Here is a 22,287-nt window from a genome sequence, read left to right on the forward strand (position 1 = left end):
GAAAAATTTGTTAACTATTAAGTTAGATGGGTTTCACAATATGATGTGGCTAAGATAGTTGAAAGAATAACTAGGAACGAAGCTTATGTTTCACCTAGCAAGAATGGATGGATTACAGTTTACGATCAAACATCTGAAGAATTTAACCATGATTACATTCGGTATTTTGTCCAACAATTATCAATAAAGCTGTCAACTGCCGTATTTACATTGATGGTGTATAGAGGATTAAACTTTGTATATTTATTATATGAAGGTGGAGAAATAATTGACAAATTTGATAATGATACAGATGGAGAAACATTTGGTGATGAGTATACAAGAGATGTTTACATAAATCGGTTTCATGGAGACTCAAATAAGTTGTTTAAGTACTGTAAACCCAGTGCAACATTGCAAAATATTTCTGATTTCATGGGATATTGTAAACAAAAAGATATAGAATATTTAGGACAAAATGCTGCCGATGAACTTGCTTGTTTGTTAGGGATAGATACAAATAGAGCAACAATTGGATATAGTTATTTTGAGGATAATAGCCTTTACGTCGGTACAGAATTTTATATAGAAGAAGCTGAACAATTTTTATTAGTCCGATCGCCGCTTACCCATAGATAATTAGTTCAATTAGTTCTGTTTGCACTTATACACATCACTCATTTACAAATTGAGGATTTGTGATCAAAGCGATCGCCACCGCCCCCCACAAAGGCGCATCATCACCCAGCACCGCCGGCACAATTTCAAAATCAACTTCTGGCAAAGCCGTCTCCCGCGCCACCTGACGCACCACCTGCCAAAAATCCGCCCCCGCCTTCATCACACCACCTCCTAAAACAAAGCGCTGCGGATTCATCAAATTCGCCACATTGCCAATAGCCACACCCAGCGCCCAAGCAGCCTTATGCAAAACTTCCTTAGCCAAATCATCACCAGCCGCCGCAGCTTCAGCCACCAATTGTCCTGTAAGTAACTCTAAATTATTCCCCACTAAACCCCTTAAAACCTCTCCATCTCTGAGTCCTCCGCGCCTCTGCGGTACCCTCCGTAAAGCCGCTGGTGCGTCTACGTTTTCCAAAATTTCTCTAACATTTTGCGCCATATAAGGCCCCGACGCCAAACGTTCCACACATCCCCGCTTACCACACAAGCAAACTGGCCCAGCAGGATCGACAACGATATGTCCAATTTCGCCAGCCATCCCACCAGCACCCCGCCAAGGCTTACCGTTGAGTATCCAACCACCACCTACGCCAGTGCTAACAGTTATGTAAAACAGGCTATCGTATCCCTGTCCTGCACCAAAGCGATGTTCACCCAAAGCAGCGATATTGGCATCGTTGTCTACACCAACAGGAACGCCAAACTCATCCTCCAACAACCCTTTGAGGGGAATATTTTCCCATCCAGCAACATGATGAGATAGTCGCACCGTCCCCGTGGAAGCGTCAACTGGGCCACCAAAGCTGACACCGATCGCAGCAGGTTTTGCGTCTTCTAGCAGCGAGTAAATGAGCGATCGCATAATTTCCAAGTCAGTGCTAACATCTGCACTCGCTGGCGAGAGACGACGTTCATAACGCAACCACTTTCTAGAACCGATATTTACAGTCGCCGCCGCCAGTTTAGTTCCGCCAAAATCGAGAGCTAGGATAAATGCCACAGTCTTTTATACTCCTTTTATACCATCACAAGACAAGGTTTCTCTCTCAGGAAAGATGTTTGCGATCAAGATACATTTAACACTAGAGAAAACTAGATCATTTAGCAAATTATGACTACCGAGCAACCAAAACCACTTATTGATTTATCTCATGCTAAAGAACCTCCTGAGTCTATTGATATCGATAAAGCTCAAGAGGCAGATCCCATTGAAGCTGAAGAAGTTAGCGGACAGAGGAAGCAAAACCCCACTCCTGATGATTTCAATAGCCAAGATAAAGATCCAAAAATTGCGGATAGTCCAATAATTAGCGCCAATTTTTCAGGTGGGTAAATAATTATCATTACTAAGGAACATAGATTAAATAAAATGGGAAACTTCATCCTGTCTCTAGCCTCCCTCTCCAATATATCGGAGAGGGATTCAAGGTGAGGTAAGCCAGGGACATAAATTGTATCTTATTTAATTCTTATTCCTAACTTACTCATCTCTCTGTGAGTTAAGTACTCCATCAATAAACTGTTGTAATCGTTCATAATGCGAACCTTTCCAATAAATGCGATTGCAGTCTTGACAACGCTGGAATTGATCAATCTGCAATCGGACATTTTCTGGCACTTGCTCAATGATCGATTGCTTATCTACAGGTTCTAATAATCCATTGCAACGCAAACATCGTTTAAATGGTGAGATTAATTTAAACAAGTCGAATCGTTGGAGAACTTCTATGATTTGTTGTTGAGGGTTAGTGTTTCTAACGTAATACCCATGCGTTACCAAACTACGCATCAATAAACCTTTATCACGAGTCAAGAGAATCCGCGCTTGATTGGAGGATATTTGGGCTAATTTCTCATCCTCGTAGTCATTGCGGTATAAAGTATCAAAACCTAAAAGTCGTAGAGATGTCGCCAGCTTCCCCAAATGAATATCTAAAACAAAGCGGATAATACTAAGCGGTTTTGGCAGAACAGAAACGCATGGTATAATAACACTCCTAGCTGAAATTGGATAAACATTAATAGTATCTCCATCCAAAACAATGTAAGAAAAATTTACATATTCACCATTAACATTTATAAAATCAACTTCTGGATGAGGGACACCCAACGACTCAATCATGTCCTTAATTGAGGCTTTCTCCTTAAAAAAATGAGAGATTCTTACCTGCTGATGATGCCGTGGTAAAAAATGATTCAATTCTGCATGGAAGTAGAAATATGCGATCGCCATAGCCACAGATATTTGGATTAGTAAGCGCACACAGATCTGCTACCATATTGGCAACAATTTGTCACAATTGCAAAACTTTATTTATTATATTCAAAGTATCAATGCTTGTTAGAGTCAGTTATCTCCATTATAAAATGCCCGTTAACCTTGATTTAACCAACCTCCTGAAGGCTACAAATTGTAAAGAACTTATAAAGATTATCAAATACTTGCATTTATTATTGACTTCAGCTAGAGTCAAAGGAGATGCCTATCATCAAACCCTGACATGAGCTTCAGAAAGTTAGATTAGGTAAAAAGCTAAATATCAGGTTTGTTAATGTTGATGTCAGTGACGCTGTTAATAATTAGTCACTAGTTTTGATCATTAACTTATCGCGCATGGACTAAGAGTCCGTAAAGCATTTACCCCTGATTTAATTGTTTTTATTTATTCTCAGCTAACTGAGAATTATTTGCAATATAATCTAGATATCGATAGATACATTAAAAGCAAATAGCGTGGAATAAGTCTTAAAACAGTATAGGCTTTGGCAAGCATATACTGTTGGTTAAATGTTGACGCATCTACCTTGAGAAGTATATTCCTCAGAATAACGACACAGGATTTGTAACTAGCTATGTAGATAATTTTAGGAAAACTTTAAACAAGTATATTGTTGCTAGTAATATTTTTAATTGTAATATCAGCGACATCGATATTGCCAGCAAGTTAATCGCCTGTTACTCTCCAAGCGATGTCTGACAACAAGCTGCTTCTTTACCAGACGCTGGGCGTAGCTTGCTTCGACCTAGTAGTATGCATCTACGCACAAGGTTTAATATATTTGATTTTGCCAAAAAAAACAACTTCAGAAAATCCGAGTTTCAGCAAGTGAAAATTTATGAAATACTAGATAACAATAAAACTCGATACAAAATTAATTCCACTACTACGAAAAAATATTTCTTGACACTATTTATCTCTATTGTGGAAAATTTATTAACGAGGAAGAGGTTGATCAGAAATGATGTTCTAAAATGGCTAGTTAGTTTGAACTGCGAAATACATACATATTGTTCTTTTTTATCTCCTTGAATTAAGGATATTGTAGCTAAAAACACAATTGTAGTTTCTAATACCTTTTGTCCATAAAATACGCTAATGAGTATAGCTAGATGAATACTGTTTTTTGTTCTGACTATTCACGGCAAGCAGGTGAAGATGTTATTGGTAGTGCCACCAATTACCAAACCTATATTTTAGTTGAATGTCCTCTACCTTGGACATCAGAAGCCTTTAGTTCCAAGTGGGTGCCACAGAATTTGAGGATTTTGGTACAAGAAGTGAAGCGTGCTAAACTACCAATCATATTCCTCTTAATTGCTAATGATCTATCACACAAAGTCAACCAGACTACGCTTTTAATTTATCAAAGAAAAGAAGGACTAAGTAATGGTTTCTGCAAGCAAGAGTTTAAACTAGGAAATATTGAGCAAGTAGCAGCAGTTGTCCAAAAATGTTTATCGGGTATCAGTGCTAATTTTGAGATGGAAACTAGTACAACTAGAGATATTTTAGTGTGTACCCACGGTAGCCATGATAAGTGTTGTGCCAGATATGGCGCTCCCTTTTACTTCAAAGTAACAGCGACTACTGCTGATTTATGCTTGGATAATGTGCGAATTTGGAAATCATCGCACTTTGGGGGACATCGGTTTGCACCAACAGTTATAGACTTGCCAGAAGGAAGATATTACGGTGTTCTCGATCAAGATTCATTCAAATCGATTCTGAACCGTACTGGCGATATTCAATGTTTAAATAAAGTCTATCGAGGCTGGGGAATTCTCCCTGCTGCACTTCAGATTTTGGAAAGAGAACTAATCCTCCGCAACGGATGGGATTGGTTTAACTACAAAGTTGCAGGCAAAATTCTGGAGCAAAGTTTAGACAATAATACTATTCTAGCTGAACTAAGTTTTGAACAACCTTCTGGTTCTCTCTACACTTACCAGGCTAAACTTGTCAAAGATCCAACCAAGACTCAACAACTGAAGAGTTCATGCAATGCTACACGAGAGTTGGTAGTTACTAAATATGCTGTAGCTAGTCTCTGGATTACCTCTAGTAAGATGATGAGTTATAGTACATAAAACTGTAGTGTTTTTAAACGCAGAGGGACGCATACCACTTCTGTACGTTCGCGTAGCGTGTCGCAGAGAAGGGAAGTGCCTATGCGTTTAAATTCCCAATCCTGAATCAAGATGAAGCCATATTTAAGACTTTCCGTAACAGTATTTGGTCTTCTAATTTGGCTTTTAAACGACCATTTTCGATATCTCGAATCCAGCTTTGACTTTTACCTGTGAGTTTTGCCAACTCTCTTTGGGAGAGATTCAAATTTTTTCGTGCTTGCAAAATCTGTTCACCTAGCAAATCGTTTGTAGTTTTAGGCTTCCTTTTAGCTTTAGCAGTTCTTGTTTTCTTTTTTTCCGATTCTGAGATTTGCTGTTCCCATTCTGGTGGGAGTTCAAAAGCCAAAATTCGCGCATTCATTAGCAGATTCCACTTCCCACGAGGGCCTGTGTCTGTGAGGCGAGTTTCAGCACCACCGTCATTAGTCCAAAATTCTAATGCTTCATCTGGATCTTCGGGAAGATCAACTAACTTCGCCCACAAAGGTTGGATTTCTAATGGATAAGTAACTGGATCGAAAATTGGTTTCATTCCATAATGATGGAGAATTTCCAAATCGCTTTCAAAAGTTCGCAGCAGACGTTTGCGTTCTTCCCGTTGTCTGGATGCAAGGGCGACTTTTTCTTCACCGTAAGCAATACGCAGCAAGGTAGGAATGGTGATGCGTTGTTCTTTGCCCATTTTGGTTTTAAACAGCAACCACAGCATTAGTCGGACTGCGCCTTCATGTTGCTGCCAAATACTCATGACTGTGGTTAACAGCGTTTTGGGAAGACTACCGTATTGATAGAATGCGGTTCGCTCTTTACATGCTTGTTTGTTTAAGAAATATTTTGCCCAAATGCCTGCTTTTACTTTAAAAGTTAACCCAATAAGATATTTGCATCCAAGATTGTCTTCTTGAAAGTGGTGCTGAATATCTACTAAGTGCCATAAGCGGCTGCCTGTAATAGAGAATCCGTTAATTCGACCTTGTTGAGGCCAGTCAATGGAGATAATCAGTGAGCAAGCTTGCTGAACGATATTTTTCATTAAAGCTAGCTTTGCAGCTTTGCTCAAATCTTTGCGTTTTTCCATCCCCAAATATTTCTCGATTTGTCGCTCATCGATCGCAAATTCTTGTTCGCAAGGTTGATCTAAGGCTGTGGCATAAGCTGCAAAAATCAGATGTATGCAAGCGGCTCTGATGTCAAGCCCCTCAATTGCTGCTAAATCTGTCGCCTTGTCGTTAACTTTGAATGGATCTTGGATGTGAAAAGCGATCGCACCTCGGCCTTGGTTGATTTGTCGGCTGTAACACAAGTAACCGTCTTCATCATTTTCCCAATGTAGGGATGTGCGTTGTGCCAATACATTACAAGCTTCCCAAATGGCGATCGCTGAAGCAAATGGGTTATTCTTGCCGTTAGAAAACAAGTCTAAGCTAGTAGCATCTCTCGGTTCAACTTTGCATCTCCCCTTTTTCGCCTGCCAAGGAATCGGAGAATTAGTTGGACAAGCTATTACACATTGCGGCTCTGGATAATAGCCCTCACAATTATTACAAAGACCAGGATCAACCCAATATTCATTGTTCTCTATTTTGATTGCACCCGTAGGACATTGGGGGCGGCAGTTGTCACATCCAACGCAACTGTTGTTAGGAATTGTATAAGGCATTTGGCTCTTTTCCCACTCTAATCGTTGAGATGTCTGGCTTAGGTCTCCCCTGGATGAGTCCTGTTTATTCATGACTCGCTACCACATTATCTTTCTGGCGAGAATATCTTTTCTCACCACACTTACTCCCCACATCCATATTTTGATTTTGCATCCAATTGGAAGCTATTTAAGGCTTTAAAACTGAGCCTAAGAAAACTTCTTATTAACTATACATTTCATGAAAAAAATGATTAATTTGTTCCTACTGAGCTTAAAAAAAAATCTTAACATTTATTTTATTAGGTACTTAATGAACATTTTATATTTGACCATAAAACCTTACTCAAGGTATTTTTAAGAAAAAATTCAGCCTATTGCAATTGGACTTCACCTGATTTATTAATAATTTTAATATTTAATGTAGGGTAATATTCTGCCATGAACTTTACAGTTCCTTTATAAATTAATTTCTGTTTGGTGAGGTGAAATCATCATATTTCTTTTGTCACCATTTATCTAAATATTTGAATTAAATAAATTGAAAATTGTTGCTTGATAAAATACATATTGCATATATAAAATTGTAACTTATGAGCATATAATTTTGTATATAGGTATACTGTTCGTCTAGATTTATTTGCCTAAACCTAAAAATATTTGAAAAAAAATATCATCACTGTTATAAATATAGTTGCATTTGCTGGAAATAATAAAACTGCATCTACACGAGGCTTTACCCCAATTTTTCCTTCTCCCCTTCCTATGGATAGCAAGGGAATGGCTGCTGTCAGAAATTGAGTCAGAGACTCGATGAATGCGTTCCCATGCGGAGCATAGGAACGAGGAAAACCTAAACATTTACAATAATTATTGGCAATAATTTTCATCTATAGATTGAAATAAAAAATACTTTCGCATTGTGTTCAAAGTCATCGAAATTTGATGAGACAAAAGTAATTTTTGAATGCAAAAAAAATAAAATATTAGGATAATATGATGATTAATGCACAAACAGATTGACAGGCAAAATTGCTGAGGATTTATTCATGGCACAAGTAACAGGCTTGACATTTGGCGGTAAGACTTGGACACCAAAATTTGCTCAGGAAATCGACAAGGATAAATGTATCGGCTGTGGCAGATGCGTTAAAGTATGCGGATACAACGTGCTAGGTTTGAAAGCGCTGAATGAAGAAGGCGAATTTGTGGAAGATGAAGATGAAGAAGAAGTTGAACGGAAAGTAATGGCAGTTACTTCTCCAAATAACTGTATTGGTTGTGAAGCGTGTTCACGGATTTGTCCCAAGAACTGCTACACCCATGTTGCATTAAACAATTAAGGTTTTTAGAGTTAGTCAAAATTGTTGTTCATTCAAGGGGGCACTGTTTGTATAAAGCGCAAATGCGCTAGGCAAGGTAACTTGAGGGGAATACTAAATATTTACCGGAACTCAGAAAGAGTTCACAGTAAACAAATCCGTAAATCACAAAATGTTAGCTATTAACAAATTTAAACTTGCTGCTAATATAGCCTAATCAATATTAGGTCTAACAACAGTGCTATTTTATTCTCATCTAGGCTGCCTCAGAATAAATTATGAGTCTAATAGCACTCATTCGTCTCAAGGACGAGTGAGAAAAGATTATAGTCCGTTTGAACGGACTTTAGCTATTAGCCCAGAACTAAAGTTCCGGGCGGTTTATGTCTAGAACAAAATAGTCCTGAGTCTAACAGTGTCCTCTTGGAACAACTAGCTTTTCTGGAAGTAGGGAGCTAACTTTGTCATAGGAGTTGAAATATAATTTGTAATTTTATGGGGGAAAGATATGGAAAAAATCTGGAAGTTTCCCCCATTTTTTATGGCTGCACGTTAGAAAGTTAATAAGTGAAAAGGGAATGGGGAATGGGGAATGGATAACAATCCCCAATACCAAAACCCAGAAAATCACACGTTTAAAGACGGTTTACAAAGCAGGTAGCATGTATGCAACAAGTTCCTGTTTCACTATGGACTCTGGTTGCTGGGATAGTAGTTACAGCAATCAGCATTTGGATTGGTCAAAACCACACGCTAATGCCGGTGCAAGCATCGTTACAAGCGCCTTTGGTAGACGGTTTTTTCAACGTCATGTTTACCATTGCGATCGCACTCTTCTTGGTGGTAGAAGGAACCATTGTAGTTTTTTTGATTCAGTTTCGTCGCCGTCCGGGTGACGATACCGATGGCGTGCCAATAGAAGGTAACTTGCCCTTAGAAGTCTTTTGGACAGCAATCCCAACAGTGATTGTCCTCCTCTTGGGCATCTACAGTGTAGATGTTTTTAACCGAATGGGAGGCTTTGATCCTGCGGGTCATCCTCATTCAGCAGCTCATGTTGCTCAGATGCCGGGAACCGCTCTAGCAGGGACATTAAGCGATACCTCCCCAGCAACAACTGCCCCAAGAATTGCGCCAACAATTGGCATCGGTGCGTCTCCTCAAACCCTAGACAAACCAGCCGATTTAGTTGTTGATGTCAAAGGGATTCAGTACGCCTGGATATTTAATTACCCCGATAGTGGCATTACCTCTGGAGAATTGCACATACCCGTCGGTGCTGATGTGCAACTCAACCTTTCAGCACAAGATGTAATTCACTCATTCTGGGTGCCAAATTTCCGCCTGAAACAAGATGCACTTCCCGGTATCCCTACCGAACTAAGATTTGTCGCCACCAAACCAGGTACATATCCCGTAGTTTGTGCTGAGTTATGCGGTGGTTATCACGGTTCAATGCGGACACAGGTAATTGTCCACACACCAGAAGAATATAATAGCTGGCGGACAGAAAACCAGATTGCTCAACAGCAAAACTTAAATCAAGTTGTTGCAATTAATCCAGCCGACTTATCAACATCAGAGTTTCTCGCGCCTCACACCCATGATATGGGAATTAGTGCGGCAACTCTAGAGTCATTGGTCATTGGTCAACAGTAGAGACGCGATTAATCGCGTCTGTACAAGTCAAGAGTAGAGACGCGATTAATCGCGTCTGTGCAAGAGTCGCGCATAGTGGTAAAAAATATGACGCAGGTAGAATTTCCCCGGAATACTCCACCAGAAGAAAATAAACCGAAAATGGTGGCTGGACACACCTCCCATCCGCAGGCGTGGAAATGGCAGGACTATTTTACATTTAATGTTGACCACAAGGTTATTGGTATCCAATACCTAGTGACGGCGTTTGTGTTCTATCTCATCGGCGGACTGATGGCGATCGCTCTGCGGGTGGAATTAGCAACACCAGAATCAGACGTACTCGACCCCAATCTGTATAACGCTTTCATGACTAATCACGGGACGATTATGATCTTCCTGTGGATTGTCCCCAGCGCCATTGGGGGATTTGGTAACTATTTAGTGCCATTGATGGTTGGTGCTAGGGATATGGCTTTTCCGAAGCTGAATGCGATCGCCTTTTGGTTAAATCCACCAGCCGGAGCGTTGATATTAGGTAGTTTCATTTTTGGCGGTTCGCAATCTGGTTGGACAGCTTACCCACCATTGAGTTTGGTGACAGCACCAATCGCTCAAACTATGTGGATACTGGCGATCGTCTTAGTAGGAACTTCCTCAATTTTGGGTTCACTAAACTTTGTGATCACCATTTTGATGATGAAGGTTCCTAGCATGAAATGGGATCAAGTACCCCTATTTTGCTGGGCAATCTTGGCAACCTCCCTGCTGGCACTTTTCTCCACACCTGTATTAGCAGCCGGTTTAGTTCTGCTGTTGTTTGACCTCAACTTTGGCACCTCGTTCTTTAAACCAGATGCAGGTGGTAACGTTGTAATTTATCAACACTTATTCTGGTTTTATTCCCACCCGGCAGTATATTTAATGATTCTGCCCATCTTCGGCATCATGTCGGAGGTAATTCCAGTTCACTCCCGCAAGCCCATCTTTGGTTATAAAGCGATCGCTTATTCTAGTGTAGCCATCTGCGTTGTGGGTTTGTTCGTCTGGGTACACCACATGTTTACCAGTGGTACACCCGGCTGGATGCGGATGTTCTTCACTATCTCTACGCTGATAGTTGCAGTTCCGACTGGCGTGAAGATTTTTGCCTGGGTTGCTACTCTCTGGGGTGGTAAAATCCGCTTCACCACTGCGATGCTTTTCGCCATTGGTTTGTTGTCGATGTTTGTCATGGGCGGCTTAAGCGGTGTGACGATGGGAACAGCCCCCTTTGATGTTCACGTTCACGACACATATTATGTTGTCGGACATTTCCACTACGTTCTGTTTGGCGGTTCCGTGTTTGGCATCTACGCCGGTATTTATCACTGGTTCCCCAAAATGACCGGACGAATGCTGAATGAAACCTGGGGACGTGTTCATTTTGCTCTTACCTTCATCGGCACGAATCTGACCTTTTTACCCATGCACGAGTTGGGTTTAAAAGGAATGCCTCGACGCGTGGCAATGTATGACCCCCAATTTATCGACCTCAATCAAATTTGTACCTTTGGTTCAATTGTTTTGGGGATATCGGTAATTCCTTTCGCCATTAACATGATCTACAGTTGGCTGAAAGGACCTTTGGCTGGTGATAATCCTTGGCAAGCTTTGACTTTAGAATGGACAACTAGCTCACCACCTGCAATTGAAAACTGGGAAGTGTTGCCGGTTGTCACTCATGGCCCTTATGACTACGGTCAAGGTCATAGTACTGAAATACAGCCATCTGCAACGCCGGAAGCTACTGCTTAGTTAATAGAGTAGCCTTTTCAAGGTGAGTCGTAAAATCTCTTTTTTCTCTCAGCGCTCTCAGCGCCTCTGCGGTTTAAAAATAATTTATTTAACCACAGAGGCGCAGAGAACACAGAGTAAAGAGATTAAAGAGCAATTTCTTAACTAAAATTTTTACCCACCTTGAAAGGGTTTGTTAGTAGAGTCACATCTTGCACCAAGCCGCTTCATTCAAGCTTCCACAACAGACGCAGCAGATAATATTGTCAAAAAATCTATGACTATAGCTACAACGACAAGCGAAGATCACAGTGCAGGACACGAAGAACATCCAGATTTAAGAGTTTGGGGACTGTTGACGTTTCTCGCCTCTGAATCCCTGATGTTTGGAGGATTTTTTGCCACTTATTTGTTTTTCCGAAGTACTACAGCCGTTTGGCCTCCAGAAGGAAGTGAAGTAGAACTACTTGTGCCGACGATTAACACCATTATTTTGGTGTCTAGTAGTTTCGTGATTCACTTAGGAGATACGGCGATTAAAAAGAATAATCTCAAGGGAATGCAACTGTGGTATGCAATTACTGCACTCATGGGGACAATTTTCTTGGGTGGTCAGGTTTATGAGTACTCAACATTAGGATACGGGCTGACTACCAACGTCTTCGCCAACTGCTTTTATATCATGACTGGGTTCCACGGTTTGCACGTTTTTATCGGACTGTTATTGATATTACGTGTATTGTGGCGATCGCGTCGTCCCGGTGAATATTCTGCAACAAATCATACTTTCATCGAAATGACAGAAATTTACTGGCACTTCGTAGACATTATCTGGATTGTTTTATTTACCTTAGTGTACGTTCTCACTTTGTTTTAAATTGAGCATTGAGTTATTTCCCTAGTCCCAATACGGTTCGGTTAAGGTGCGTAGTCCTTAAAGATCCCCCTTAGTCCACGCCAGGTCTTTCAAGTTGGGAAACCCGCCGTAGCGCACTGGCTCCTCTTAAAAAGGGGGAAATAGAGCCATTTTTAGCCCCCCTTAAAAAGGGGGGTTGGGGGGATCAAGTCTTATACGAACCGTATTCCCCATTCCCCACTCCCCAATAAATTTATTATGCAAGTTGAACCCAACAAATTTTCATGGTTCCAGGTTCCAGAGGACATCAAAAGTTTATTAATTTTAGCTGCACAAACCTGGGAAAATACATCAGAATCGGAAAAATATATTCAACAAGCTTTAGCCGAAACTGGTGAAAATACAGATGTCTTGGTAGCAGCATATAGATTTTTCTATTATAAAAATAATTATTCTCTTGCTTGGCAAACAACAGTCAAATTATTAGATAAAATTAAAGAAGCAGAAAAACTTCCTGATGACTGGGAGCAACTTAAGCCTATATTAGTCAATCGCAAAGAAGACCCACAAATTCGATTGTACTTGAATGCTTATGCCGCTTCTGGATTGGTATTAGCAAAGTTAGGAGCGATCGAGCAAGCAAAAGAAATCAGCACTAAAGTCAAAGAGATAGACGAAAAGAACGATTTTGGTGCCGGGATTCTCCTGGATATTTTGACACGTCCAGCAGAAGAAGATGATGATTAATTACTCAAGAATCAAGGTGAACATCATGAACAATTTGTTATCTACTAGCTCATATTCCTCTAACTCTCTCTGGGGATCGGCTACTAATAGTAACTCTATCTTCCCTAGTGTCACCATACCTAATAAACTTCATCTGAGCAGTATTCCTAATATGTCTCAGTTGATTGTGCTCCAATCTTATCCCCTATCAATTTAAAAGTTATGAAAGGTAGGGATTTGCTGGTAACAGGGGATGGTCAGTATCAAGCCTGTAAATCTGTGAGAGCATGGGATTTATTGAGAGAGAATTATCGTCTTTATCGGTTTTTAACTGAACTAGAAGATGTTCTTAATAGTGGGGATGACGAAGCCAGTCGTTTGCCAGAAATCCGAATGCTAGTAAGGCGCTTGATTGTAAATTCCTACTGGGTCGGAAGTCAATATTTAGAGCCTTCGCCCAAAACGGGAACCTCTGTTTTACTCCTATACGACGAATTGGGTTTTCCGTTAACGGTGCAAACAGTAACATTTGCACCAGGAACCCGATCAACTATTCATAATCATGGGACGTGGGGAATAGTGGCGGTGTTAAAAGGCCAGGAAAAAAATACTTTTTGGCGACGCACCCATAGCCCAGATTTTCATGACAAAATTGAACCGACGGGAGAGGTAACTCTATTTCCAGGGGATATTATTAGCTTCACTCCCGATGCAATTCACATTGTAGAAGCAGTGGGTGATGAACCAACTGTGACTTTTAATGTCTACGGCGAAACTGATCCAAAACAGAGATTTGAGTTTGACTCAGTTACCCAGAAGGCGAGGAATTTTTAATTAGGAATCGTCAGGATTAATTTCATCGGCTCGGAGTTGGTGCTTTAGCACTAAAGCACCAATTACAAACAATTGAGTAATTAGGAGATAGTTAAATGGCAAGAGTAATTTTCTATAGTAAACCAGGCTGTAAAGGTGGTACTAAGCAAAAAGTTTTGCTAACAGCTGCCGGTCATGAGGTGATACCATACAACCTATTAACAGAACCTTGGACAGTTGAGCGGTTGCGTTCATTTTTTGGCGATCGCCCCGTAGCCGAATGGTTTAATCCTTCCGCCCCCAAAATAAAATCTGGTGAGGTGGTTCCTGAAAAAACTGATGCAGAAACCGCTTTGCAGTTGATGCTGAGAGAACCACTGTTAATTCGCCGTCCTTTGTTAGAAATAGGCGAACACCGCGAGGTAGGATTCGATGTAGAAAAGATTGATGCTTGGATTGGCTTAAAGCCTGTGGACGAATCCTTGCAGGAAATCAGCGAAAATCTGATGAATCAAGATTTGCAAAACTGCTCCCACGGTCATGTTAAGAGTCATGAACATCACCATAAGGAAAGTGGCTGTAAACATTAGTAGGCTATAGGGGGATGAGGAGGGGTAATAATTTCAAAAAGCTCCCTCATCTCCCCCTATTTTCCTTAACGAACGCCAGCAGTTTCTAAAGACAAATCTTGAAACATGGGTGTGCTGAGGTAACGTTCACCAAAGGAAGGCTGAATCATCACGATTAAACGTCCGGCATTTTCTGGACGTTTACCTACTTGAATTGCAGCACACAAAGCTGCACCAGAGGATATCCCAGATAATAAGCCTTCTTCTTTTGCTAAACGGCGTCCATAAGCGATCGCTTGTTCATCGCTGACTCTAATTACTTCATCAACCAATTCTAGGCGGAGAACATCGGGGATAAATCCAGCCCCAATACCTTGAATTTTATGTGGCCCGGCTTCACCACCAGAAAGAACTGGGCTGTTGCTGGGTTCAACTGCGATCGCTTTAAAAGTCGGCTTGCGTTGTTTGAGTACTTCTGCAATCCCAGTAATCGTCCCACCAGTACCTACCCCAGCAATCACAATATCCACTTCCCCGTCTGTATCAGCCCAAATTTCTTCTGCGGTGGTTTCCTGATGAACTTTGGGATTGGCAGGGTTGCGGAACTGTTGCAGCATGAAAGCATTGGGAGTATTAGCTACAATTTCTTCAGCTTTGCGAATTGCTCCCCGCATTCCCTCAGCGCCTGGTGTCAACTCTAAAGACGCACCATAAGCTCTAAGCATAGCCCGTCGTTCTTGGCTCATTGTCTCTGGCATTGTTAAAATCAAACGGTAGCCACGCGCTGCTGCTACCATCGCTAGAGCAATTCCTGTATTACCTGAAGTCGGCTCAACTAAAATCGTCTTTCCAGGGAAAATTGAGCCAGCTGCTTCTGCTGAGAGTACCATACTTAACCCAATGCGGTCTTTCACCGAAGCTGCTGGGTTCATGCCTTCTAATTTGACAACTATCCTTGCTACTACTCCCTCAGCTTGAGGAATCTTGTTCAGTTGAACTAAAGGAGTTCGTCCGATAAGTTCTGTTACGTCTTGAGCAATCCGCATTATTTAACTCCTAAAATCCTAAATCTTAGTACAGAGTATTTACTTATAACAATAAGCTTTTGTCTATTGAATTTGTAGTTTAGTGTCAATGAGTGCATATACTATGTATTCTAACTAAACCACAAAATATGAAAGTTTAGGAAGAACTTTTATCAGATATTCCCATTGATCACTTCAGCAGAGGTCTAGCTTGCCATACTTATATTTTACCATTGGGAATTGCTGATTATTGTCTCTTGGGCTGAGATTCGTTACTTCGATTCTGTATATATGCATAATTTTTACCGAATCAAGGCAGAGAGCAATATCTGCTATTTGTTATGGAAATATAATTTAGTTTCAATAAATTTAATTGTTTTTCGTAATTTATTAGTCTATCTTGATCAAAAGATATTGATATTTGATTTTGAGTGCAGTTTTTGTTTGCCCAAAATTCCCATAAAAACAGTCCTTAACCATTGCCTACATTGCTTTCAGGTTGAGTGCAGAAATACCAGAACCCCACCTCAGAAATACTAGAACCCCATCCCAAAAACACTAGCACCCATACCCCAATGAATTTTTATAAGACTTATCAGGTGAGGATTACAAGCTTTGAGTACTATTCTAATGAATTTAATAATCTTAACGGGGCTGAGGTAAACTGTTTTGTGGAGAGCGGCTGATATAAATCGTATAGGATTTACGCAGAGATTCCCCTCTACCCCCCAACATTCCTGAGCGAAAGCTTAGTGAACTAGGGGGGACTTCTTAATCTCTCTTTTGAAAGTAAGATGAAACGACATTCTTTGAATCTGAGTGCGTTATTTCTGACTGAATAATCCTATGTTTTGCGAAAAGGTTAGTAAATTTTCAGTGGTTAGTGGTCAGTAGTAATTAGGAAAATAACTGACAACCAACGATTTTGAAAATTACCGATTACACATATTTTAATATCAAAACTGTTTGAGAGGTAGAAATATATAGCTACTTTAGATAAACAGCAAAAGATATTTTCTTTCTGGGTGCATACTACCTAGCAAGGGTGAGCCAAGATGAAAGCTAAACTTTTAAATGTTCTCACAGTTTGCGTAGTTACCTTAGTAGTGCTTTCTCCAGGACTAGTAGTATTTGGGATAATTTGGGAGCAACATCTGGAGTTAGTAAAATCCCAGAATTTAGCTTCCGAAGTTAACAAGACTAGTACAAATGCTTCCCAGACAGAGGGTACACATTCCTCTCAGACTAGCATCCAATCCTCTGACCGTAATGTGGTTGATCAAATGCTGACTGTTACTGAACAATATAAATTTGCCACTATCCTGCAATGGTTCTTCTTGTTAACCCCTATTTGTATTGGGTTAGGGATTCTCTTTTACGACAGATATCTTGTTCATCGTGCGGCTGTTTTAAAAGAACAAGTTGAAATGTTGGAAAGACTGTGGCGGCAAAGTATTGAACAGTAACGAATTCACAATTTACTTACTCAAATCAACAAAAGTACCATGACAGAACAACGCGAACAGCTGTATTTTAATCTGATTGATGAGTTACTTAAATGCCCCAATGGTCATGAACCAGAAATTTTAGAATCTAAGCCAGAATTGATTGATTCTGGTTTAGTACAAACAATGTTACAAGTAGCAACTATGTTTGCCCATGAAGGCAATCAAGATGGTGCCCAATTTTTATTTTTTGTGGCGCGTGAGCTAGCTAAAGAACTGGGTTTATACCCGGAAGTTACCAATCCTGAAGCTGCAAATCCTGAAGTTGCAAATCCTGAAGTTGCAAATAAGGAGTAAAAATGCTGTTGACTTCAACGGATGCGGGACAAATAGCTTTAGAACTGCTGATGGCAGACTGGAATATTTCAGAAGAAAACAGAGAGTGGTTCACAATCTTTAATTCTCGTCTGATTGGCGAGAGTTGGTACACTGTGGAATTAGGTATAGAAGGATTTCCAGATAGGTGGTTTCTTCAAGTATATGACAATGGAGTGTGTGACCCAAACTATACATTTATTTCACCTCTCCGTGGTTCTGAAAGATTTACGGACTTTATAAATGTGCCGGATATCGTAGCAGAGGTCTTAGTTTGTGAACGCAATGCTCGATAATAATAATTAAAAATTCCCAAGCAGATATACCTAGCGATTAGAAATCGCGGCTACACAAACTCCATAAATTTGAAACCCATGCAGGTGGGTTTTGTCTGTATAGCTACGAATTCTATTCGCCAAGGTTAGGGGTATTCAAAGCTTTGATATTTCATTCAAAATAAAGATGTTTTACGCAAATCTGGGGTAATACCAAATAAGGTACACCTCTTTTTTAATTTAATATTTTATTTAAGTCTTATAGTCTATTTTGTCATATTTAACTGACAAATTTATGTTATATTAAATAGCGTGATGGACGCTACAGAAATATCAGTTCCAATGATTGCTGAAGATATCTTAGCCAAAGAATTCATAAGAGTCGTCAACCATTACTACCCGCAAGTTGGGGAATTGCTGGATGGGTGTTATGTGAAAGTGATCACCTGTTTTTGGGGACGACCTGCCAGACGCTTGCAATATATAGGAATTTATTGCTCTGAGGAAATGATTTCCTGTGTTCAAGCTCAAAAAGAAATACTCCGAGAAGTAGCAGACAACATGGGTCTAATGCAGGTAGTCTGCATGAATGCCAAGCGATTGTTGCGCGATCCGATGTCGAAGGTGAAACAGAACAACCCAAGCCTATGGTTGGAGTTGCAGTGGGTTGCAACTTAATGATTCATCGCATTAATTAAGAGGGGTAAATGTGTTTGTGCTTACTACAAACCTATCAAAACTTTTGCGATAGACCACTAGAATAGCCAGCACCTACGGTAAGTACAAAGTATCAACGCAAGTAATGAAAACTGGAATTTTCTGCAATTACGATAATTATCACCAAGATGCTCGTCGTGCCATCTTTGAGCAAGTCACGCTAGTAAAACAGGCGGAAAGCTTAGGGTTTGAGTCAGCCTGGGTGAGTGAGCATCATTTTAGTGAATCCAATCTCAGCCCGTCCATGTTGGTGTTAATGGCACACTTGGCGGGATTGACTTCAACTATCCAATTAGGCACTGCGGCGGTGCTACTACCATTCCATAACCCGATTAGGGTAGCAGAAGATGTTGCCACTTTGGATAACCTGTGCAATGGACGATTATTATTTGGGGTTGCTAAAGGCGGCCCCTTTCCCGAACAAAATAAGCATTTTGGGACACTCCCAAGTGAATCCCGTCCCAAGATGCTAGAGGCGATCGCATTGATTCAAAAGCTTTTATATGAAACTGATGTATCATTTAATGGGCAGTATTATCAATGCGATCGCCTGACAATTTACCCAAAACCATTGCAGAGTAAAATACCAGTGTATGTTGCTACTGGCGGTGATGACGGCATCGAGTTGGCCGCTAAACATTCCTTCAGCTTGATGGGTGGACCGCCATTTTCCCTAGAGAGATTGAAGGATACTGTTGCCAAATATCGAGACTTAAATTCTAGTGGTGCGGAAAACTTTGTGCTGGCACGCTTCTTTTTTGTTGGCAAAACATCTGATGAGGCAGTGAGTGAGGCGTTACCTTTCATCCGCAAATTTAGCCAAAAAATGAAAGCTAATTCGGCTGAAATATTGCAGAATAGTGCGAATCCCAACCAAAAACCATTTGATCGCACAAACATTTGTTTCGATGAAGATTATTTGATTGAGAACTCAATTATCGGTGATGTGGAGACTTGTCGAGACAGAATCAAGAAATTTCAGGACGAATTAAATTTAGGTACGCTAGCACTCAAACCCTCATCTTCTGATATGCAAAAAAACCTGGAGAGTTTGACGCGCTACAACCAAGAGGTGCGAAATTATGTCTTCTAAACTATATCTGCTTCCTCCCGATGATTTACCTCCAACTGAGGTAACAAAACAGGATGGAATGTTGCAGATGGAACTAGAACAGTCTACTGGCAGATGCTTTTATCAAGCCTGCGATCGCATTACGCGAGTACTGTTATCTAATTGTCAGTGGTATCTCACAACAAATGCTAGCATCCTAACATTAATTATTGACTGCCCTGACTTAGTATCTTACTGGCATATAGTCAGCAATATTCCCCAGTTAGGTAATAGGCTAGAGCGGTTTGCTAGCAATGGTAAAATTCGCGTTTATCCGCCATTTGGCAAAGGGATGCCGTTTGAAATCAGCGTAAATGAAATATCAGCTTATCGAGATTGGCTTTGAGGTAAATAGAAACTGGGAATCACACAAAATATAGCTTATTCATCCTTATCGCTGTCTCCCACCCTGTACTTATAAAGTGCAGGGTGTTGAAATTTTAGAAGAGTTACAATATTGTCTGTATTTTCTTGTTCTTTCAGATAACTCAAAGTGTATGCGCTGGCAACCTAAAGATAATTTACCACAAGATTGGCAAAAATTGGCTAGCTCTGAGCTATTCTTCGAGCGCTAAGGGAGTAGTCTTGACAAGCTTTTTAGCTTTGCAATTAGCCACGCATACCAACTCTCTAACCCAGTACTAGTAGTTACGGAAACCTGAAAAATCTGAATTTGGGGATTTACTTGTTTAGCATATTCTATGCACTTTTGAACATCAAAATCTACATAAGGCAGCAAATCAATTTTAGTGAGAATCATGATGTCACTAGCACGGAACATATGCGGGTATTTTATCGGCTTATCTTCTCCTTCTGTGACAGAAAGAATCACGACTTTTGCATTTTCTCCCAAATCAAATAAGGCTGGACAAACCAAATTTCCCACATTTTCAATCATCACAACTGAGTTGAGTGGCGGATTCAGTTGTTCTAAACCCCTGTCTATCATTGAGGCATCTAAATGACAGCCTGTTCCGGTGTTGATTTGGATGACTTTACAGCCTGTTTCTTGAATTTTTTTGGCATCATTAGCAGTTTCTTGGTCGCCTTCAATGACGCTGATAGATAATTGATGCTTTAAATCATTGATGGTTCGCGTCAAAAGAGTTGTTTTTCCAGCACCGGGAGAACTCATTAAATTTAAGGCGAGAATATTTCGACCTTTAAACCATCCCCGATTTTGGGCAGCTAGCAAGTTATTTTTTGCCAAAATATCTTGTTCTAAGGATATCGTTGTGTTGTGTATTTTGGCATGAATTTGAGACGCTTCTATATGAGTTTCGTTACTGTGGGAATGAGTGATGACAGTACCATCTGGTAAAGTGTGAGTATGATGATGTTCAGCTTCATCTGTTTCCAGATTTGTAATTTTGATTTTGCCATCATCAGAACAACCGCAGGTTACACACATAATTCCTCTATTTCTATTTCTTTAATTTTCAGTTCTTCACCAGTAATTAAATCTAATTGCACGCTACCGCAGTTACAGATTCCAAATTGTTTATCTAAAAAAATTTCTGCACCGCATTGGCGACATTTTGCTAAACCGGGAATTTCTAAAATTTCTAATGTCGCTCCTTCTAAAACTGTACCTTGAGTGCAAATATCAAAACAAAATCGGATAGCGTCGGGCATAATGGCTGAAAGTTTGCCAATTTCTAATAAAACTCGCTGCACTTTTGCGCCTTTGGCGTGTTCAGCGACAATTGCCACAATATTTTTGGTAATTCCAAGTTCGTGCATACTATAAAATCTATTAACAAATTCGTGGTAATTGGTCGCCTACCAACATATCAACAATCCTTTCAGCACCAAAAACTGTTTTTAACAATACTATACCTGGGGGTGAGGTAATAACTTCGCCAATAATACAAGCATCTTTGCCTGCTGGGTGTAATTTCATAGCGGATAAAATATTGTCAGCATTCTCTTTTGGAACCACCGCCACTAACTTACCTTCATTAGCTAAATACAATGGGTCTAAACCGAGAATTTCACAAACTCCGTTGACTTCTTCACGCACTGGAATAGATTCTTCATAGAGACGAATTCCCACATTAGAACTGAGGGCAAATTCATTTAATACTGTGGCTAAACCACCGCGTGTGGCATCTCGCATAGCATGAACTTGGGGACATACATGGAGAATAGTTTCTACTAAACTATGTAATGGTTGACAGTCACTTTCAATATTAGTTTCTAAGGCTAATTCGCCACGAGCAATTAAAATTGCTGCCCCATGATTGCCTATTTCACCATTAATTATTATTGCATCTCCAGGTTTAATATTGTGGGCGGAAATACTAATTCCTACGGGAATAATACCAATACCAGCAGTATTAATAAAGAGTTTATCGGCAGCACCGCGATGTACAACTTTTGTGTCGCCAGTGACAATTTTAACACCAGCTTTTTTCGCGGCTTCTTTCATGCTGGCTGCAACACGCCGCAAGGTTTCTACAGGTAATCCTTCTTCTAAAATTACACTACAAGTTAGATATAAAGGTTTAGCACCGCTAACAGCTAAATCATTAACTGTACCGTTGATGGCTAATTCTCCTATATCACTACCGGGAAAAAATAACGGGTCTACAACATAGGAATCTGTAGTAAATGCGAGTCTGTCTCCTTGTTGTAGGAGAGGGAGTAAGTTGAAGCTGGCTTGGTCTTCTAATTGGGAGAGAATTGGGTTATCAAAATTGCTTACAAAGATATCATCTATTAAATCACGCATGGCTTTACCACCACTGCCATGTGCGAGAGTTATATGAGTATCTCGTACTTTACCTTGGCGACGGCGGACTTGTTCCATTTTTTGAAATAGGGGATTTTGTATTGAGTTTGGAGGGGAAATATTCATATTAAACTTTTTTTTAACGCATAGGCGCTTCGCCTTCCCGCAGGGTAGGAACGCAGAGGTACGCAG

23 protein-coding genes are annotated in these 22,287 nt (G+C 40.3%); 16 read left to right on the forward strand and 7 right to left on the reverse strand.

Going from position 1 to position 22,287, the window contains the following annotated elements; translation table 11 throughout:
* The first annotated feature begins 45 nt into the window (after positions 1 to 45).
* Entirely contained in the window at positions 46 to 618 is a 573-nt protein-coding gene (locus V7K15_RS28455; protein ID WP_334911130.1) for a hypothetical protein, read from the forward strand.
* 34 nt (positions 619 to 652) lie between these two features.
* Here V7K15_RS28455 and V7K15_RS28460 read toward each other — a convergent pair whose 3' ends face one another.
* Positions 653 to 1,663 (reverse strand): ROK family protein, encoded by a 1,011-nt coding sequence (locus V7K15_RS28460; protein ID WP_334911132.1) that lies wholly within the window; start codon positions 1,661 to 1,663, stop codon positions 653 to 655.
* A gap of 111 nt (positions 1,664 to 1,774) precedes the next feature.
* On the opposite strand from V7K15_RS28460, the gene V7K15_RS28465 reads away from it, so the two are divergent.
* Positions 1,775 to 1,996, forward strand: a complete 222-nt coding sequence (locus tag V7K15_RS28465) for a hypothetical protein (RefSeq protein WP_334911134.1) — start codon at positions 1,775 to 1,777, stop codon at positions 1,994 to 1,996.
* Between the two features lie 147 nt (positions 1,997 to 2,143).
* On the opposite strand, the gene V7K15_RS28470 is transcribed toward V7K15_RS28465, so the two are convergent.
* Entirely contained in the window at positions 2,144 to 2,896 is a 753-nt protein-coding gene (locus V7K15_RS28470; RefSeq protein WP_334911241.1) for a Mut7-C RNAse domain-containing protein, read from the reverse strand.
* A gap of 1,158 nt (positions 2,897 to 4,054) precedes the next feature.
* On the opposite strand from V7K15_RS28470, the gene V7K15_RS28475 reads away from it, so the two are divergent.
* Positions 4,055 to 5,032 carry a sucrase ferredoxin gene (locus V7K15_RS28475; RefSeq protein WP_334911136.1) on the forward strand — a complete coding sequence of 326 codons (978 nt, stop codon included), beginning with the start codon at positions 4,055 to 4,057 and terminating at the stop codon, positions 5,030 to 5,032.
* Positions 5,033 to 5,138: 106 nt separating this feature from the next.
* Here V7K15_RS28475 and V7K15_RS28480 read toward each other — a convergent pair whose 3' ends face one another.
* Positions 5,139 to 6,734 (reverse strand): helix-turn-helix domain-containing protein, encoded by a 1,596-nt coding sequence (locus tag V7K15_RS28480; RefSeq protein ID WP_334911138.1) that lies wholly within the window; start codon positions 6,732 to 6,734, stop codon positions 5,139 to 5,141.
* A gap of 1,028 nt (positions 6,735 to 7,762) precedes the next feature.
* Here V7K15_RS28480 and fdxB point away from each other — a divergent pair.
* The 7 genes from fdxB (at position 7,763) to V7K15_RS28515 (ending at position 14,434) form a co-directional block, all read left to right on the forward strand.
* Positions 7,763 to 8,056, forward strand: coding sequence for a ferredoxin III, nif-specific (gene fdxB / locus V7K15_RS28485; RefSeq protein ID WP_334911140.1), 294 nt, complete (start codon positions 7,763 to 7,765; stop codon positions 8,054 to 8,056).
* 645 nt (positions 8,057 to 8,701) lie between these two features.
* Positions 8,702 to 9,694 (forward strand): cytochrome c oxidase subunit II, encoded by a 993-nt coding sequence (locus tag V7K15_RS28490; protein ID WP_334911142.1) that lies wholly within the window; start codon positions 8,702 to 8,704, stop codon positions 9,692 to 9,694.
* Between the two features lie 87 nt (positions 9,695 to 9,781).
* Positions 9,782 to 11,470: a cytochrome c oxidase subunit I gene (gene ctaD / locus V7K15_RS28495; protein WP_334911144.1), complete on the forward strand. Its 1,689-nt coding sequence runs from the start codon at positions 9,782 to 9,784 to the stop codon at positions 11,468 to 11,470.
* A 256-nt stretch (positions 11,471 to 11,726) separates the two neighbouring features.
* Positions 11,727 to 12,326, forward strand: a complete 600-nt coding sequence (locus V7K15_RS28500) for a cytochrome c oxidase subunit 3 (protein WP_334911243.1) — start codon at positions 11,727 to 11,729, stop codon at positions 12,324 to 12,326.
* 237 nt (positions 12,327 to 12,563) lie between these two features.
* Positions 12,564 to 13,052, forward strand: coding sequence for a hypothetical protein (locus V7K15_RS28505; protein ID WP_334911146.1), 489 nt, complete (start codon positions 12,564 to 12,566; stop codon positions 13,050 to 13,052).
* Between the two features lie 201 nt (positions 13,053 to 13,253).
* Positions 13,254 to 13,865 (forward strand): cupin, encoded by a 612-nt coding sequence (locus tag V7K15_RS28510; RefSeq protein ID WP_334911148.1) that lies wholly within the window; start codon positions 13,254 to 13,256, stop codon positions 13,863 to 13,865.
* Between the two features lie 95 nt (positions 13,866 to 13,960).
* A complete protein-coding gene (locus V7K15_RS28515; protein ID WP_334911150.1) occupies positions 13,961 to 14,434 on the forward strand; it encodes an ArsC/Spx/MgsR family protein in 474 nt (157 codons plus the stop codon).
* Between the two features lie 65 nt (positions 14,435 to 14,499).
* On the opposite strand, the gene cysK is transcribed toward V7K15_RS28515, so the two are convergent.
* Entirely contained in the window at positions 14,500 to 15,459 is a 960-nt protein-coding gene (cysK, locus tag V7K15_RS28520; protein WP_334911152.1) for a cysteine synthase A, read from the reverse strand.
* Positions 15,460 to 16,493: 1,034 nt separating this feature from the next.
* Here cysK and V7K15_RS28525 point away from each other — a divergent pair.
* The 6 genes from V7K15_RS28525 to V7K15_RS28550 all read left to right on the forward strand — a co-directional run bounded on the left by V7K15_RS28525 (position 16,494) and on the right by V7K15_RS28550 (position 19,707).
* On the forward strand, positions 16,494 to 16,904 hold the full coding sequence (locus V7K15_RS28525) for a hypothetical protein (RefSeq protein ID WP_334911154.1): 411 nt from the start codon (positions 16,494 to 16,496) through the stop codon (positions 16,902 to 16,904).
* Between the two features lie 39 nt (positions 16,905 to 16,943).
* The gene (locus V7K15_RS28530) at positions 16,944 to 17,240 is read left to right on the forward strand and encodes a hypothetical protein (protein ID WP_334911156.1); all 297 of its coding nucleotides are present in this window, start codon (positions 16,944 to 16,946) and stop codon (positions 17,238 to 17,240) included.
* 2 nt (positions 17,241 to 17,242) lie between these two features.
* On the forward strand, positions 17,243 to 17,554 hold the full coding sequence (locus V7K15_RS28535) for a hypothetical protein (RefSeq protein ID WP_334911158.1): 312 nt from the start codon (positions 17,243 to 17,245) through the stop codon (positions 17,552 to 17,554).
* A 294-nt stretch (positions 17,555 to 17,848) separates the two neighbouring features.
* Positions 17,849 to 18,211 carry a hypothetical protein gene (locus tag V7K15_RS28540; protein WP_334911160.1) on the forward strand — a complete coding sequence of 121 codons (363 nt, stop codon included), beginning with the start codon at positions 17,849 to 17,851 and terminating at the stop codon, positions 18,209 to 18,211.
* Positions 18,212 to 18,335: 124 nt separating this feature from the next.
* Positions 18,336 to 19,343 carry an LLM class flavin-dependent oxidoreductase gene (locus V7K15_RS28545; RefSeq protein WP_334911162.1) on the forward strand — a complete coding sequence of 336 codons (1,008 nt, stop codon included), beginning with the start codon at positions 18,336 to 18,338 and terminating at the stop codon, positions 19,341 to 19,343.
* Positions 19,333 to 19,707 (forward strand): hypothetical protein, encoded by a 375-nt coding sequence (locus V7K15_RS28550; RefSeq protein WP_292722175.1) that lies wholly within the window; start codon positions 19,333 to 19,335, stop codon positions 19,705 to 19,707. Before V7K15_RS28545 ends, V7K15_RS28550 begins: the two co-directional genes overlap by 11 nt.
* Before the next feature lie 225 nt (positions 19,708 to 19,932).
* On the opposite strand, the gene hypB is transcribed toward V7K15_RS28550, so the two are convergent.
* From hypB to hypE, 3 genes are read right to left on the reverse strand one after another with little or no spacing between them, the layout of a single operon-like run.
* On the reverse strand, positions 19,933 to 20,772 hold the full coding sequence (gene hypB / locus V7K15_RS28555) for a hydrogenase nickel incorporation protein HypB (RefSeq protein ID WP_334911164.1): 840 nt from the start codon (positions 20,770 to 20,772) through the stop codon (positions 19,933 to 19,935).
* Positions 20,763 to 21,104, reverse strand: coding sequence for a hydrogenase maturation nickel metallochaperone HypA (gene hypA, locus V7K15_RS28560; protein ID WP_334911166.1), 342 nt, complete (start codon positions 21,102 to 21,104; stop codon positions 20,763 to 20,765). Before hypA ends, hypB begins: the two co-directional genes overlap by 10 nt.
* Before the next feature lie 13 nt (positions 21,105 to 21,117).
* Positions 21,118 to 22,221, reverse strand: a complete 1,104-nt coding sequence (gene hypE, locus V7K15_RS28565; RefSeq protein ID WP_334911168.1) for a hydrogenase expression/formation protein HypE — start codon at positions 22,219 to 22,221, stop codon at positions 21,118 to 21,120.
* Between the last annotated feature and the right edge of the window lie 66 nt (positions 22,222 to 22,287).

It is taken from the genome of Nostoc sp., from assembly GCF_036919815.1.
Taxonomy (GTDB): Bacteria; Cyanobacteriota; Cyanobacteriia; order Cyanobacteriales; family Nostocaceae; genus Nostoc.

Excerpts from the sequence above, each read along its gene's own strand:
- V7K15_RS28535 (WP_334911158.1), top strand. The coding sequence starts at position 17,243 with ATGCTGTTGACTTCAACGGATGCGGGACAAATAGCTTTAGAACTGCTG.
- V7K15_RS28475 (WP_334911136.1), top strand. The coding sequence starts at position 4,055 with ATGAATACTGTTTTTTGTTCTGACTATTCACGGCAAGCAGGTGAAGAT.
- V7K15_RS28530 (WP_334911156.1), top strand. The coding sequence starts at position 16,944 with ATGACAGAACAACGCGAACAGCTGTATTTTAATCTGATTGATGAGTTA.
- V7K15_RS28465 (WP_334911134.1), top strand. The coding sequence starts at position 1,775 with ATGACTACCGAGCAACCAAAACCACTTATTGATTTATCTCATGCTAAA.
- V7K15_RS28500 (WP_334911243.1), top strand. The coding sequence starts at position 11,727 with ATGACTATAGCTACAACGACAAGCGAAGATCACAGTGCAGGACACGAA.
- V7K15_RS28510 (WP_334911148.1), top strand. The coding sequence starts at position 13,254 with ATGAAAGGTAGGGATTTGCTGGTAACAGGGGATGGTCAGTATCAAGCC.
- ctaD (WP_334911144.1), top strand. The coding sequence starts at position 9,782 with ATGACGCAGGTAGAATTTCCCCGGAATACTCCACCAGAAGAAAATAAA.
- hypB (WP_334911164.1), bottom strand. The coding sequence starts at position 20,772 with ATGTGTGTAACCTGCGGTTGTTCTGATGATGGCAAAATCAAAATTACA.
- V7K15_RS28490 (WP_334911142.1), top strand. The coding sequence starts at position 8,702 with ATGCAACAAGTTCCTGTTTCACTATGGACTCTGGTTGCTGGGATAGTA.
- V7K15_RS28540 (WP_334911160.1), top strand. The coding sequence starts at position 17,849 with ATGGACGCTACAGAAATATCAGTTCCAATGATTGCTGAAGATATCTTA.
- fdxB (WP_334911140.1), top strand. The coding sequence starts at position 7,763 with ATGGCACAAGTAACAGGCTTGACATTTGGCGGTAAGACTTGGACACCA.
- V7K15_RS28545 (WP_334911162.1), top strand. The coding sequence starts at position 18,336 with ATGAAAACTGGAATTTTCTGCAATTACGATAATTATCACCAAGATGCT.
- V7K15_RS28515 (WP_334911150.1), top strand. The coding sequence starts at position 13,961 with ATGGCAAGAGTAATTTTCTATAGTAAACCAGGCTGTAAAGGTGGTACT.
- V7K15_RS28525 (WP_334911154.1), top strand. The coding sequence starts at position 16,494 with ATGAAAGCTAAACTTTTAAATGTTCTCACAGTTTGCGTAGTTACCTTA.
- V7K15_RS28505 (WP_334911146.1), top strand. The coding sequence starts at position 12,564 with ATGCAAGTTGAACCCAACAAATTTTCATGGTTCCAGGTTCCAGAGGAC.
- V7K15_RS28470 (WP_334911241.1), bottom strand. The coding sequence starts at position 2,896 with ATGGCGATCGCATATTTCTACTTCCATGCAGAATTGAATCATTTTTTA.
- V7K15_RS28550 (WP_292722175.1), top strand. The coding sequence starts at position 19,333 with ATGTCTTCTAAACTATATCTGCTTCCTCCCGATGATTTACCTCCAACT.
- V7K15_RS28480 (WP_334911138.1), bottom strand. The coding sequence starts at position 6,734 with ATGCCTTATACAATTCCTAACAACAGTTGCGTTGGATGTGACAACTGC.
- hypA (WP_334911166.1), bottom strand. The coding sequence starts at position 21,104 with ATGCACGAACTTGGAATTACCAAAAATATTGTGGCAATTGTCGCTGAA.
- hypE (WP_334911168.1), bottom strand. The coding sequence starts at position 22,221 with ATGAATATTTCCCCTCCAAACTCAATACAAAATCCCCTATTTCAAAAA.
- cysK (WP_334911152.1), bottom strand. The coding sequence starts at position 15,459 with ATGCGGATTGCTCAAGACGTAACAGAACTTATCGGACGAACTCCTTTA.